Source organism: Streptomyces sp. NBC_01017 (genome assembly GCF_045162795.1).
In the GTDB taxonomy this organism is placed as follows: Bacteria; Actinomycetota; Actinomycetes; order Streptomycetales; family Streptomycetaceae; genus Streptomyces; species Streptomyces machairae.
Genome location: NZ_CP108683.1, coordinates 9010916 through 9023967 on the forward strand (window position 1 = coordinate 9010916; position 13052 = coordinate 9023967).

Consider the following 13052-nt stretch of genomic DNA (forward strand, 5'->3'; position numbering starts at 1 on the left):
CGGGCCGGCTCAGCCGATGAAGTCCCGAACCTGCTCGTACACGCCGTGGTCGTTGTTCATGTCGGTGTGCGAGACACAGCCGACCTCGACGTTCGTCGCGCCGCTCAGGACCGCCGTGGTGTCGGGATTGAGTGCCTCGTCGCAGTTCGACCAGTAGCTGGCGTACGACACGCCGCCCGGGGTCTCGTCACCGGAGTTCAGAGAGGTCAGGAACGAGCTGCCGGTGTTCATCTCCGCGCAGGAGGTGTACAGCCATGCGCACCACGAGGCGGTGGACGTGCCGTGGTTCACCCCGGCGGTGGAGACGAAATCGTCGACGTACGACGTCCCGCCGAGGTTCTTGAGGTAGTAGCGGGAGCTGAGCGCGCCGAGCGAGTGGACGATCAGGTCGACCTTCGAGGCGCCGGTCCGGGCGAGCACGTTTCTGATCTCGGTCCCGAGCTGCTGGGCGGTGGTGGCGTTCGACTGGGCCCAGTCGTAGGACCAGGCGTCCAGCTCGGCGGCCGTGTAGCCGTCGGCCCGGAAGTAGCCGGCCCAGTCGTCCCAGCTGCTCGCCGAGCTGCTCAGGCCGTGCACGAAGACGACGGGGTCGTGGGCCGCGGCGTGCGCGGGTGTGGGGGAGAGGGACAGTGACAGAAGGAGCGATGCGGCCAAGGCCGAGGCGGCCGTGGCGATGCGACGCTTGTGGCGCTGCATGATGCCTCCTGAAACGTGTGGGGTTGTCAGGAGTGTCAGCCGGGTCTACGCGCGCCGCATCGGTGAAATCGCCGGTCTTTACGGTTCAAATAACTCGCCAGTAACGTCATTTGTGTGGTGACACCGGTGAACCCCCCACCTCTTGACCGCACTTCGCCACCGCAGCTCACAAACGCGTGGCGAGAGCTGGCCGCCACCCTTGCGGACGGGGTCCGCGTACGGGTGCTGCGTGCCGTGTACGGCGATCCGCGCGCCGCCGCCGAACTGGTCCCGCGCCTGACCGACCGCCAGGCGACGGGCCTCGACCCGCTGCCCACGGACCCCGCCGAGCTGGCCCCGTCCCTGCTGCGTGAACGCCGCGCGGAGATACGGACGTTGCCGGACGGCACCCGCCTGCTCCTGCTCCTCGCCGCGGCCGACCAGTACCCGGTCCCCACCGACGCGTTCCTGCGCGCCGTCATGGCCGCCCGCCTCGACACCAGGTCCCTGGACGCCGCCGAGGCTGCCGGGATCGCACACGCGGGTGCGGGCGGGGTGGTGTTCCGCGACGCGTGGACGCGGATCGCGGCCTACGAAACGGGCTCCCCGGCCGACCGCCGCGACGTCCACCGCCTGCTGGCCCGCGTGCTGGGCGGCGCGGGCGAGACACCATGGCGCTCGTGGCACCGGGGCGCCGGCGCGCCCGGCCCCAGCGGCCGGCTCGCGGCGGAACTCGGCACCGCCGCGCGCAAGGCAGCATCTGCGGGGCGGCTCCCCTTGGCACGGGCGCTGACGGAACGGGCCGCAGCCCTGTGCCCCGACCCGTCCGAGCAGGCCCGTCTGCTGACCCGGGCAGCGGGGTACGCCTGGCGAGCCGGCGATGGGGAACGGGCACGGCGGCTGGCGGCAGCCGGCTCCGAGGACGCACTGACGGGGGTGCTTGCTCTGCGGGCGGGGAATGCGGGGGAGGCGTTCGACGCGTTGGTGTCGGCGGTGGTGCGGGTGGAGGCTGCCGGTGCCGGGGAGGGTGGTGCGGGGATCGGTGCTGTGGATGGTGGGGGGTCTGCGGCGAGTGGCGCGGGGGCGGGGCCGCTGCCTACGGATGGTGGTGCGGGGTCGGCCGTGGGGCCGGCGGAGGCCGATCCCGGGGCGGGCCCGCGGGCCACGAGGGCGGGTGTGGGAACGGGCTCACGGTCCCCGGAGGCCAGTGTGGGAGCGGGCCCGCGGTTGGCTGGTGCCGCGTTCGGCGGGGGCACTCCGCCGAGCGCCGCCGACTCGGATGGCGACCTCACGGCGAGTCCCGTTGCCGAGGGCGAGGGCCGCTCCCGGCCGACCGGAGTCGCCGCCGACAGGGCATCCCCGTCCACGGTCCGTACCTCTCCCGGGCCCGGGGAGGCTCCCGCCGGCGCAGTACCGGTCGCGTCGGCTGCCGTTGTCGCCCCTGCCCCTGCCCCTGCCCCTGCGCCGTCGGCCGGTCTCGCCGCGCCTCCCGCCCCGCAGTCGGCCGCCTTCGCCGCCCCTGCCTCTGCGCCCTCGGGCGCCACGGCCACGCCCTCGGCGCCCCCGGCTGCCGTCGACAGCCCGGTTTCAGCGCCCCGAGCCGCTGTCGCCACCCCGGCCCCCACACTCCCCGTCGCCACCCCCGCCCCCACCGTCGCCCCCCGCACCCCGGCCCCCGCCACCCACCTCCTCGCCCGCGCCACCGAAGCCGCCATCTACACCGGAGACCTGCGTCGCCTGCGCGAGGCCGTGCGGGTGGCCGATCGGCTCGGGGTCGTTTCGCCAGGGACGCTGGGCGGGCTCGTGGCGGCGTTCGAGGGGCGGTACGAGGATGCGCGGGAGCTGCTGGAGGCGGCGGCCGGGCGGTGCGGGCCAGGGGGTGATCCCACCGTTCTGATCCACGCCGGGATCGCCGCCCTGCTCCTCGGCGACCACACCCGTGCCGCCACCGCGACCCTCCGCGCGGCCGCCTCCGCCCGGGCTCGCGGCACCCCGGTGACCGTGCCGCAGGCGATGGAGTTCCGTGCGTACGCCGACTTCTGGACCGGACGCCCCCGGGCCGGCGAGGCCGCCGTGGTGGACGCGCTGTGGCAGGCCCACGCCACCGGCCAGGACAACGGCGCCTGTCATCTGCAGGCGGCCCTGGCCATGTTCTCGGCGCTCACCGGAGACGCGGACCTCTGCCACGAACGCGCCGCGAGCGCACGGTCGTACGCCCTCGCACGTGGCCTGGGCCTGCCCGCCGCCCTCGCCCAGTGGGCGCTGGCCTACCTCGACCTGAGCAGCGGCCGCTCCGCCGCCGCAGCCGCCCGCCTGCGCGCCCTGGCCGGGTTCGGCCCCGGGCACGGCCACCGGGCCATCCGCCACCTGGCCGCCCCGCACTACGTCGAGGCCGCCGTCCGCACCGGCGACACCCGGGTCGCCCGCGTCGCGCACGCCGACTACCACCGGTGGGCAAGCGCCGTGCGCAGCCCCGACGACCTCGCCCTCAGCGCCCGCTGCCGAGCCCTCCTCGCGCCCGGCGCGGAAGCCGTGGACCACTACCAGGTGGCCCTCGACCTGCACTCCCACGGCACCCGCGACTTCGAACGCGCCCGCACGGAGCTGCTGTTCGGCAGCACCCTGCGTCGACTGCGCCGCCGTACGGAGGCACGCGACCGCCTGCACAGCGCCCTGGAGGCGTTCGACTCCTTCGGTGCTCCGCACTGCGCGGCCCAGGCCCGTTCCGAACTGCGCGCCCTGGGCACCCCGGCCGGCCCCAGGCGGACCGGCCCCGACACCCCGATCGCCGGGCTCACGGCCCAGCAGCTCCTGGTTGCCCGTATGGCCGCCGAGGGAGCCACCAACCGCGAGATCGCCGCTCGTCTCGCCCTCAGCCCGCGCACGATCGACCACCATCTGCGGGGCGTCTTCACCCGCCTGGGGATCCGCTCCCGTATCGAGCTGGTGCGGCTCATTGCCGAGGTCGACGAGAGTGGGGGAGGTACGACCGGTTAGGCGCCGACGAGGGCCCGGGCGAACCCGGCGAGGTTACGCGGGCAGGCCCAGATCTCCCGCGTCATCCGGTGTTCGAACCAGTTGTCCGAGTCGTCCTCGGGGCCGGGTTCGTCGGCTGCACCGTCCCGCCCCGGGTGGGCCAGCATTTCCAGGACACCGCGAAGGGCGTCCAGCTCGTCGTCGAGCGGCATGTCGTCACACGGATGCTCGTCATGGGCGCAGCTCGCCTCTCCGAGAGCCTGCTCGACGGCGCCCATCGCCTCCAGCACACGGGCCTCGGCCGCCGCATCCGGACGGGCGTGGATCACGTAGGGCCCTGTCAGCACCAGTCCGAGGGTCCACAGAGCGGTGTCCGGACTGTCGGCCCGGAGGCTCGCCTCAAGGTTCCTCGCGCATTCCAGTACCGCCTCCGGCGCATCGCCGAGGTAGTAGCCCTGGCGGATCTCGTCCCACGTGCCGATCACGTCGTCCCACTCGGCGGAAGCGGCAGGCGTCACGGCGTCTCCTGTCACGGCGTCTCCCGCCCTCGGAACCCCTCCGCGTCCCAGGACCCGAACAACCGCGGCGCCAGCCAACCCGGCGCCGCAGCACGGAAGTCGGCCGGTGCCAGCGCCCCCGCGCCGGTCGGCACCGCACCCAGCAGGGGCGCTCCCGCCACCTCGGGCAGGTCCGCGACGTTGCAGCGCGACGCCAGATCCGGTGCCGTGGGCCAGCTGCCGATCACCACGCCCAGCAGGTCGAGTCGGCGTGAGCGCAGTTCACGCGCCGTCAGCTCCGTCGTGTTCAACGTGCCCAGGCCGGCCGACGCCACCACGAGAACCGGCGCCGCCATCAGCTCGGCCGCGTCCGCCAGCGTGCCGCCCGTCTCGTCGAAGCGGACGAGCAGCCCGCCCGCCCCCTCCACCAGCACCAGGTCGTGCTCGGTGGCCAGCTTGGCGGCCGCTTCGGCGATCTCCTGCGGGCGCACCGGAGGCAGGCCGGCCCGTCGCGCCGCCGTCCCCGGGGCCAGCGGGTCGGGATAGCGGGCGAGTTCGGCGGTCGTCACGGCGCCCGCGAGCCGCGCCGTCTCCTCCGCGTCGCCGCACTCGTCCGGCCGTACGCCGGTCTGCGCGGCCTTGAGCACCGCCACCGACCGGCCCACGCCCAGCGCCGTCGCGGCGACCGCGGCGGTCGTGACCGTTTTGCCGACCTCCGTGCCCGTCCCCGTGATCACCAGGATCGGCATGTTCATCCCTCCCGCACTGCCGCGCACACCGCGCGGCCGATCCGTGCCACGTCCACGTCGCCCGTGACGTACGGCGGCATCGTGTAGACGAGGTCCCGGAACGGCCGCAGCCACACGCCCTCGCGCACGGCCGCCGCGGTCGCCGCCTCCATGTCGATGGCGTGGTCGAGCTGCACGACCCCGATCGCACCGAGGACCCGTACGTCCTTCACGCCCGGAATGTCCGCCGCGGGGGCGAGCCCCTCGCGCAGCCCCGCCTCGATCCGCTTGACCTCGGCCGGCCAGTCCTGGCCGAGCAGCAGCTCGATCGAGGCGCACGCGACCGCGGCGGCGAGCGGGTTGCCCATGAACGTCGGGCCATGGGCCAGCACCGGTACCTCGCCCCGCGAGATGCCGTCGGCCACGCGGGACGTGCACAGCGTCGCGGCCATCGTCAGGTAGCCGCCCGTCAGCGCCTTGCCCACGCACATCACATCCGGCGTCACCGCCGCGTGGTCCGCCGCGAACAGCGCACCCGTACGCCCGAACCCGGTCGCGATCTCGTCGAACACCAGCAGCACGTCGTGCGCGTCGCACGCCTCCCGCAGTACCTGCAGATACGCGGGGGAGTGGAACCGCATCCCGCCCGCGCCCTGCACGACCGGCTCGACGATCACCGCCGCCAGTTCGTCGGCGTGCTGTTCGACGAGCGAGCGCAGTTGATCGGCGTAGGACTCCTCGTACTCCGCCGGCGGCGGGTCCGCGAACACCTGGCGCTGGAGCACCCCGGTCCACAGCTCGTGCATCCCGCCCTCGGGGTCGCACACCGACATCGGCTGCCAGGTGTCGCCGTGGTAGCCGCCGCGCCAGGTCAGCAGCCGTTGCTTGCCGGGGCGGCCCAGCGAACGCCAGTACTGCAGGCACATCTTGACCGCGACCTCGACCGACACCGACCCGGAGTCCGCGAGGAAGACGTGCTCCAGACCGTCGGGCGACATGTCGACAAGGAGCTTCGCCAGACGTACGGCGGGCTCGTGCGTGAGCCCGCCGAACATCACATGGCTCATCCGCGACAGCTGCTCGCGCACGGCCTCGTTGAGCACCGGGTGGTTGTAGCCGTGGATCGCCGACCACCAGGACGACATGCCGTCGACCAGTTCGCCCGAGCCGTCCGCCAAGGTCAGCCGCACCCCGCTCGCCGACTCCACGACGAGCGGCTCGATACGGCCGGGCATCGGGCCGTACGGATGCCAGACGTGCCGCCGGTCCAGTTCCAGCAGCTCGGGCACGGTCAGGTCGGCCACGGAGCGCGGGTCAGGCATTGGGTGCGAGGTCCGTTCCGGCACCCCGGCGGCGCACGGCGACCAGGTCGGTGCGCGCCTCGGTGACCGGCGCGGCGGGGTCGGCCGTACCGCAGACACCGCCACCCTCGTGCGACCCGCACCCGGCGCTCTCATGCGATCCGCATCCGGCACCTTCGTGCGACCCGCACCCCGCGCTCTCGTGCGAGCCGCACCCGCCCCCGGCCGTCGCCCGGTGCTCCGGCAGCGTCACCTGGTCGGTGCCCTCCACCTCGAACCCGGCGTCCGCGATCATCTCCAGGTCGGCCTTGCCCGCCTGGCCCTCGGTGGTCAGGTAGTCGCCGAGGAAGATCGAGTTGGCCAGGTGCAGGGCGAGGGGCTGCATCGTGCGCAGATGGACCTCGCGGCCACCGGCGATCCGGACCTCGACGTCGGGGCAGACGAACCGCACCATCGCCAGGATGCGCAGGCACCGCTGCGGGGTGAGGTTCCACTCCTTGGCGAGCGGGGTGCCCTCGACCGGGATCAGGAAGTTGACCGGCACCGAGTCCGGGTCCAGCTCGCGCAGTGAGTAGACGACGTCGACCAGGTCCTCGTCGCTCTCGCCCATGCCCGCGATCAGACCCGAGCAGGCCGAGAGGCCCGCCGCGTGCGCCTTGTTCACGGTGTCGACGCGGTCGGCGTAGGTGTGCGTGGTCGTGATGTCCGCGTAGGTGCTCTCGGAGGTGTTGAGGTTGTGGTTGTAGGCGTCCGCGCCCGCCTCGCGCAGCCGCTCGGCCTGGCCGTCGGAGAGGAGGCCGAGGCAGGCGCACACCTCGACGCCCTCGTTCTCGTCCTTGATCGCCTTGATGGTCTTGGAGACCCGGTCCACGTCACGGTCGGTCGGGCCGCGTCCGGACGCCACCAGGCAGACCCGCTTGGCGCCTCCCGCCAAACCGGCGGCCGCGGCCTGGGAGGCCTCGTCGGGCTTGAGCCAGGTGTACTTGAGGATGCCGGTGGTCGAGCCGAGCCGCTGGGAGCAGTAGTTGCAGTCCTCCGGACACAGGCCCGACTTGAGGTTGACGAGATAGTTGAGTTTCACCCGTCGGCCGAACCACTGCCGGCGCACCTTCCCGGCCGCGGCCACCACATCGAGCAGGTCGTCGTCGGAAGTGGCGAGGACGGCCAAGGCTTCCTCGCGGGTCGGCAGCTCGCGCCGAAGCCCCTTGTCCACCAGCGTGTTCAGCAGGTCCATGGGAGCTGATCCTGACGTACGGAGGGGCTCCGAGCCAAGGAGAGTTTGCACAACCCTGTCCATTCGATGTGTGGGTATTGCCACACCGTGGGTGCCCGCCGCTGCGGCTAGTGTCTGTCCACTGCCTACAAAAGCCCGGAGGAGTCATGGCGTTCGGCTGGATCGACGAGCAGGCGGAGCTGCGCCGCCGCGCCGGACTCGTGCGGACCCTGCGCCCCCGCCCCGCCGAATCGCCGCTTCTCGACCTCGCGAGCAACGACTACCTGGGCCTGGCCCGCCACCCCGAGGTCACCGAGGGAGCGGCGCGGGCCGCGCGGGCGTGGGGCGGCGGCGCGACCGGTTCCCGGCTCGTCACGGGCACGACGGAGCTGCACACCGAGCTGGAGCGCGAGCTGGCCGACTTCTGCGGTGTCGAGGCGGCCCTGGTGTTCTCGTCCGGCTACGCCGCCAACCTCGCCGCGGTCACCGCGCTGGCGCCGCACGGCTCGCTGATCGTCTCCGACGCGGGCAACCACGCCTCGCTGATCGACGGCTGCCGGCTGGCGCGCGGTACGACACAGGTCGTCGCCCACTCCGACCCGGACGCCGTGCGCAAGGCGCTCCAGACGCACGACGGGCCCGCCGTCGTCGTGTCCGACACCGTCTTCTCGGTCGACGGCGACGCGGCCCCGCTGGCCCGGTTCGCCGAGGCCTGCCGGGAACACGGCGCCGGGCTGGTCGTCGACGACGCCCACGGCCTGGGGGTGCTCGGCGCCGGCGGCCGCGGGGCCCCGCACGCGGCGGGGCTCGCGGGCGCCGACGACGTCGTCGTCACGGTCACGCTGTCCAAGTCGCTCGGCAGCCAGGGCGGCGCCGTGCTCGGCCCCGCCCGGGTGATCGACCACCTGGTCAACGCGGCCCGGACCTTCATCTTCGACACGGGCCTCGCCCCCGCGGCGGCGGGCGCGGCCCTGGCGGCACTGAGACTGCTGCGCCGCGAGCCGGAGCGCGCGGCACGGGCCCGCGAGGTGGCGAGCGAACTGCACGCTCGCCTGACCGCCGCGGGCCATCAAGCCGTACGTCCGGACGCGGCGGTCGTCTCCGTGCGCGCGCCGTCCCCGGAGGAGGCCGTGCGCTGGGCGGCCGAGTGCCGTGCGGCGGGCCTGGCCGTGGGCTGCTTCCGACCTCCTTCCGTCCCCGACGGCATCTCACGGCTGAGGCTCACCGCCCGCGCGGACCTCTCCGAGGGGCAGATCGAACGCGCTGTACGGGTCATCGGCGAGACACGACCATGAGTCGGCGTGACACGGCCCTGCCGTCGCGCCCGGCCGCACCGATCGGAAATGATCGGAATCGGTCAGGCTGATCGGGAAACTGTCAGGACTGGAGCGCCGCCATGAAGCCCGCCCAGCTCTCGGGGGAGAAGAGCAGCGCGGGTCCGGCCGGGTCCTTGGAGTCGCGCACGGCGAGCAGCCCGGTCCAGGGACCCGAGTGCGGCCGCGCCGTCTCGACGCAGTTGTTGGCTCCGGTGCTGTAGCTGCTGCGCAGCCATCGTGCACCAGGCAGTTCGGTGCTTGAACTCACCTTCCGAGGCAGGGCGGTCATGGTGCCTCCTTACGCGCCGCCAGCCAGTGCGGCGATGTAATCCATCGATTCCTCGGGCGAAAGGGCGTGGATCCGAAGGGCGTTGAAGGCCTCCGTGTAGGCCTGGAGGTCTTCTTTCCGTTCGAGGTAGAGGCTACTCGTCAAGTGGTCGAGAACAACCACATCCAGATCAGAAGTGCGCGAGAATGAGAAGATAACGAAAGGCCCGGTGATGCCGATATGCTCGCCGGCCGCGAACGGCAGGACCTGCAGCCGCACTTGCGGCAGTCGCGCCGCCTCCACCAGCCGCCTCAACTGCCGCTCCATCACCTCGGGCCCGCCGATCTCCCGGCGCAGCACCGCCTCGTCCAGCACCGCACTCAGCTCCAGCGGCGGCTCGGCGCGCAGCACGTCCTGCCTGGCCAGACGGACCGCGACCAGAGCGTCCAGGCGTTCGTCGGCGTCGTCGTCGAGCCCGCCCACCGCGGCCCGGGTCACCGCGCGGGCGTACTCGGGCGTCTGCAGCAGCCCGGGCACCACGGAGGTCTCCAGCGTGCGCATCGCGCTCGCCTGGGACTCCAGGCTGATGAAGTCGCGGTACGTCGTCGGCAGCACTCCGCGGTACGCGTGCCACCAGTGATCCCGGCCGTCACCCCCGTCGGAGCCCGCCAGCGCCAGCATCAACTGGCGTAGTTGGACATCCTGTACGCCGTAGACGTCGAGCAGTAACCGCACATCGGCCGGTTTCACCCCGCTGGCACCCGTCTCGATCCGGCTCACCTTGGACTGGTGCCAGCCCACCAGCCGGGCCGCCTCACCACTGGTGAGCCCGGCCCCGGTGCGCAACGCACGCAGTTCCGCGCCCAGTTTCCGGCGGCGCACCGCGGGACCGTGCTGCATGCGCAACTCCTTACTCCAACCGAGCCGTCCAAATACGGTCTGCCGTCGCAGAGTTCACCGCTTCGAGCGACAGATATATGCATATCTCGGGGGATCGGCACCGTGACGGCCCTGGTAATGGCAGTCTGGCGACGAAGCACCAGTCCGGGACCGTACTCGAACCCTCCGCTCCGTGTCGGACTGCGGTCCCGTTGGGAAAGGGACGACATCGCCATGGCAGACCATTTGGAAGCATCCGTCACTCTGCCGAGCGATCCCGCCTCGGTCTCCGCGGCCCGAACCTATGTGGTCACCACCCTTGCGGAGTGGGGACTGCCACCGGACACGGAAGCGGCCGACACCATTCGCCTGATCGTCTCCGAACTCACCACCAACGCCGTACAGCACACCCTCGGCCAGTCACCCACCTTCACGGTGGACCTCGTGCTCGACCGTGACGAACACCTGCGCATCGGGGTCACCGACAGCCACCCCCGCTTCCCCAAGCGACTGCCCGCCGCCGTCCAGCAGGACAACGGCCGTGGCCTGGTCATCATCCGCTGGCTGACCGCGGAATGCGGCGGCAAGCTGAGAGTGCGCCCGACCCGCGAAGGCGGCAAGACCATCTCCATCGAACTGCCGTGGACGGTGCCCGCGGAACCCGTGCCGATCGCAGGACCCCAGGAACCGTAGCCGCAGGCCCACCCCTCAGGTCTGCCGCGACCGGCCGAACGAGCCGCGCAGCAGAGCCCGGAAGGCATCCGCAGCCGGAGCCGCCTCCTCGCTCCGGAAGGCGACCGAGATCGTACGGCGCAGCTCAGCGCCCTCCAGCGCGCGCACCCCGACCGGCGTGACCGACGTACGCGCCACCATCTCCGGTACGACCGCGACCCCGAGCCCCGCACTGGCCAGCGCGCACACCAGGAGATACCCCGGCGTCGGCACCAGCACCGAGGGCAGGGCCCCCGCCCGGGCCAGCACCGCCTCCACACCCCGCCGGGCCGGAGCGTCCGGCGCCATGCTGATCAGCGGCTGCCCGGCGAGCTCGGCCAGCGGCAGCCGTGCGGTCCCGCTGGTGAGGGCGTGGCCCGGAGCGGACACCAGGACCAGCTCCTCGACGAGGATCGGCTCGACGCGGACCGAGGACGTCAGCGGGATCGGGTCGCCCGGCTCATACGCGTGCGTCAGCGCCAGATCCACCTCCCCGGCCGCCACGGCGGCGACACCCGCCGACGGTTCGTAGTCGGCGACCGTCAGCTCCACGTCCGGATGGGCCCGCCGGAAGGCGCTGAGGGCCGGCGGCAGCAGATGGATGCCCGCGGTCTGGAAGGTGCCGAGCCGGAGCGTGCCGCCCGACAGGCCGGTCAGCCGGGCCAGCTCGTGCCGTGCCCGCTCCAGCTCGTCGAGCACCCGCCGCGCCCGCGCCACCAGCAGCTCGCCCGCACCTGTCAGCCGCGCTCCGCGGTGATGCCGTACCAGAAGTGCGGTGCCCGCCTCGCGCTCCAGCTTGGCTAGCTGCTGGGAGAGCGCGGGCGTGGTGTAGCCGAGCCGCTCGGCCGCCCGGGTGATCGAACCCGCCTCGGCGACCGCCACCAGGGCGGCGAGCCTGGTCGCGTCGTACATGCCGGGCCCCTCGTCCGTCCAAGCCTGTCTGCCTAAAGCAATGCTTTAGGCTAGCCCAGGATATTCGACATACCTGCTGAAGGCTTCCGCCCGGCACGCTGAGTGCCATGGACGCTCAGCTCATCGCCTTCACCGGGGTTTCCGCCGGCCTCGTCGCCATGCCCGGCGCCGACTTCACCGTCGTCGTGCGCAACGCCCTCGTCTCCCGCCGGGCCGGCATCGCCTGCGCGCTCGGGATCGGGGCCGGGATGCTGGTGCATGTGACGCTGGCGGTGCTGGGGGTCGCCGCGGTCCTGGCCGCCGTACCGGCGCTGTTCCGTGCGCTCCAAGTGGTCGGCGGGGTCTATGTGTTGTATCTGGGCGTCCAGACCCTGCGGCGGCGGCGCGGTGAAGTGGCGGACACGGGCGAGGACTCCACCGGGCGACCGCTGCGGCAGGGCTTCGTCACCAACGCCCTCAACCCGAAGGCGTCCCTGACCTTCCTCAGCGTGGTGCCCCAGTTCGTGCCCGCGGGCGCTCCCGCGCTGCCCCGGACGCTGCTGCTCGCACTGATCGTGCTCGCGATCGCGCTGGTGTGGTTCCAGGCGGTCGCGCTGCTGGTGGACCGGCTCGGGCGGTGGCTGCGCCGGCCGCGCGCCGCCCGGGCGGTCACGACCGTCACCGGCGTCGCGCTGACGGCCTTCGGCGTCGGGCTCCTTGCCGGGCCGCTGATGGCCGTCTGACGGCCTTTCTCGTGCCCCGTGGGCGATGACGGCGTGTCAGGCCGCCGCCATCGCCCCGGGGTGGGTCACTTGACCCGGCCGTACCAGACGCTCCTGGTCCAGATCTTCTGCAGCTTTACCACGTCCCCGCTCTTGGGGGAGTGCCAGATCCTTCCCTTCCCGGCGTAGATGCCGACGTGGTAGACGTACGACCCCGAGTGGAAGAACACCAGGTCTCCGGCCTTGCGGCTGTTGGCGGAGATGTGGCGGGTCTTGTTGTACTGCTGGGCCGCCGTGCGGGGCAGCTTCTTGCCCGCCTTCTTGAACGAGTACAGCGTCAGCCCGGAGCAGTCGAACCGGTTCGGCCCCGTGGCGCCCCACCTGTACGGGGAGCCCTTCTTGGAGGCCGCGATCTGAAGTGCCTTCGTCGCCGGTGTGGCTGCCTCCGCTTCGGACGTGAAGCCGGGCGCCACTATCGAGCCGCCCACTGCGGCGATGGTGAGAGCCGAGGCCGTACCGGCCCGGGCCATGAGCGACGGGACACGATTGAGCGCAGTCATGCGCAACCCTTCGTCAGCCGCCTGTGAAGGATGACCTGTCGGATTCGGGCTGGCGAAGTTGCCCGGCCGCATTGCTGCGGCTTCACCCCAAGGGCTGCTCGGATCGAACGAACGTCCGCTCCGGCGACCCGTCTTGCTCGGGTCCTCCACTCCTGCCGATCCACTCCTGTCGACCGGTCATCCGGGCGGCGGCAGGACTCGGCGTCCGCCCGGACCGCCCCGCCGCTGCGGCGGGGGCTTGTCGTCAGACAGGGATCTTGGTGCACGGATGAGCGAAATACCCAGCGGAACCGGTGATTTGTGGTGTTAGTCACC

At 72.4% G+C, this 13052-nt stretch carries 13 protein-coding genes and 1 riboswitch; of the genes, 4 read left to right on the plus strand and 9 right to left on the minus strand.

What is annotated here, in order from left to right:
• Nucleotides 1-9: 9 nt before the first annotated feature.
• A complete protein-coding gene (locus tag OG331_RS41395; protein ID WP_406206645.1) occupies nucleotides 10-696 on the minus strand; it encodes an esterase/lipase family protein in 687 nt (228 codons plus the stop codon).
• 114 nt (nucleotides 697-810) lie between these two features.
• Between OG331_RS41395 and OG331_RS41400 the strand changes: the two genes are divergently transcribed.
• Complete coding sequence (locus OG331_RS41400; protein WP_406206648.1) at nucleotides 811-3672, plus strand: LuxR C-terminal-related transcriptional regulator; 2862 nt, start codon at nucleotides 811-813, stop codon at nucleotides 3670-3672.
• On the opposite strand, the gene OG331_RS41405 is transcribed toward OG331_RS41400, so the two are convergent.
• Genes OG331_RS41405 through bioB form a run of 4 tightly spaced genes read right to left on the minus strand, consistent with a single transcriptional unit; the run spans nucleotide 3669 to nucleotide 7411 of the window.
• Entirely contained in the window at nucleotides 3669-4169 is a 501-nt protein-coding gene (locus OG331_RS41405) for a hypothetical protein (RefSeq protein ID WP_406206650.1), read from the minus strand. The genes OG331_RS41400 and OG331_RS41405 overlap by 4 nt on opposite strands.
• An 11-nt stretch (nucleotides 4170-4180) precedes the next feature.
• Nucleotides 4181-4897: a dethiobiotin synthase gene (bioD, locus tag OG331_RS41410; protein WP_406206653.1), complete on the minus strand. Its 717-nt coding sequence runs from the start codon at nucleotides 4895-4897 to the stop codon at nucleotides 4181-4183.
• Nucleotides 4898-4899: 2 nt separating this feature from the next.
• Complete coding sequence (locus tag OG331_RS41415) at nucleotides 4900-6198, minus strand: adenosylmethionine--8-amino-7-oxononanoate transaminase (protein ID WP_406206655.1); 1299 nt, start codon at nucleotides 6196-6198, stop codon at nucleotides 4900-4902.
• Entirely contained in the window at nucleotides 6191-7411 is a 1221-nt protein-coding gene (gene bioB / locus OG331_RS41420) for a biotin synthase BioB (protein WP_406206658.1), read from the minus strand. The genes OG331_RS41415 and bioB overlap by 8 nt, the downstream gene beginning before the upstream one ends.
• 146 nt (nucleotides 7412-7557) lie before the next feature.
• Here bioB and OG331_RS41425 point away from each other — a divergent pair, with 146 nt between their 5' ends.
• On the plus strand, nucleotides 7558-8685 hold the full coding sequence (locus tag OG331_RS41425; protein ID WP_406206661.1) for an 8-amino-7-oxononanoate synthase: 1128 nt from the start codon (nucleotides 7558-7560) through the stop codon (nucleotides 8683-8685).
• Between the two features lie 82 nt (nucleotides 8686-8767).
• Here OG331_RS41425 and OG331_RS41430 read toward each other — a convergent pair whose 3' ends face one another.
• On the minus strand, nucleotides 8768-8995 hold the full coding sequence (locus tag OG331_RS41430; protein WP_406206664.1) for a DUF397 domain-containing protein: 228 nt from the start codon (nucleotides 8993-8995) through the stop codon (nucleotides 8768-8770).
• Between the two features lie 9 nt (nucleotides 8996-9004).
• A complete protein-coding gene (locus OG331_RS41435) occupies nucleotides 9005-9874 on the minus strand; it encodes a helix-turn-helix domain-containing protein (RefSeq protein ID WP_406206667.1) in 870 nt (289 codons plus the stop codon).
• Between the two features lie 213 nt (nucleotides 9875-10087).
• Between OG331_RS41435 and OG331_RS41440 the strand changes: the two genes are divergently transcribed.
• A complete protein-coding gene (locus OG331_RS41440; protein WP_406206670.1) occupies nucleotides 10088-10546 on the plus strand; it encodes an ATP-binding protein in 459 nt (152 codons plus the stop codon).
• Between the two features lie 15 nt (nucleotides 10547-10561).
• On the opposite strand, the gene OG331_RS41445 is transcribed toward OG331_RS41440, so the two are convergent.
• A complete protein-coding gene (locus OG331_RS41445) occupies nucleotides 10562-11476 on the minus strand; it encodes a LysR family transcriptional regulator (RefSeq protein WP_406206673.1) in 915 nt (304 codons plus the stop codon).
• A 107-nt stretch (nucleotides 11477-11583) separates the two neighbouring features.
• Here OG331_RS41445 and OG331_RS41450 point away from each other — a divergent pair, with 107 nt between their 5' ends.
• Complete coding sequence (locus OG331_RS41450) at nucleotides 11584-12198, plus strand: LysE family translocator (protein WP_406206676.1); 615 nt, start codon at nucleotides 11584-11586, stop codon at nucleotides 12196-12198.
• Between the two features lie 65 nt (nucleotides 12199-12263).
• Here OG331_RS41450 and OG331_RS41455 read toward each other — a convergent pair whose 3' ends face one another.
• A complete protein-coding gene (locus OG331_RS41455; protein ID WP_406206678.1) occupies nucleotides 12264-12737 on the minus strand; it encodes a C40 family peptidase in 474 nt (157 codons plus the stop codon).
• 3 nt (nucleotides 12738-12740) lie between these two features.
• Nucleotides 12741-12951, minus strand: a riboswitch (cyclic di-AMP (ydaO/yuaA leader).
• Nucleotides 12952-13052: the final 101 nt, after the last annotated feature.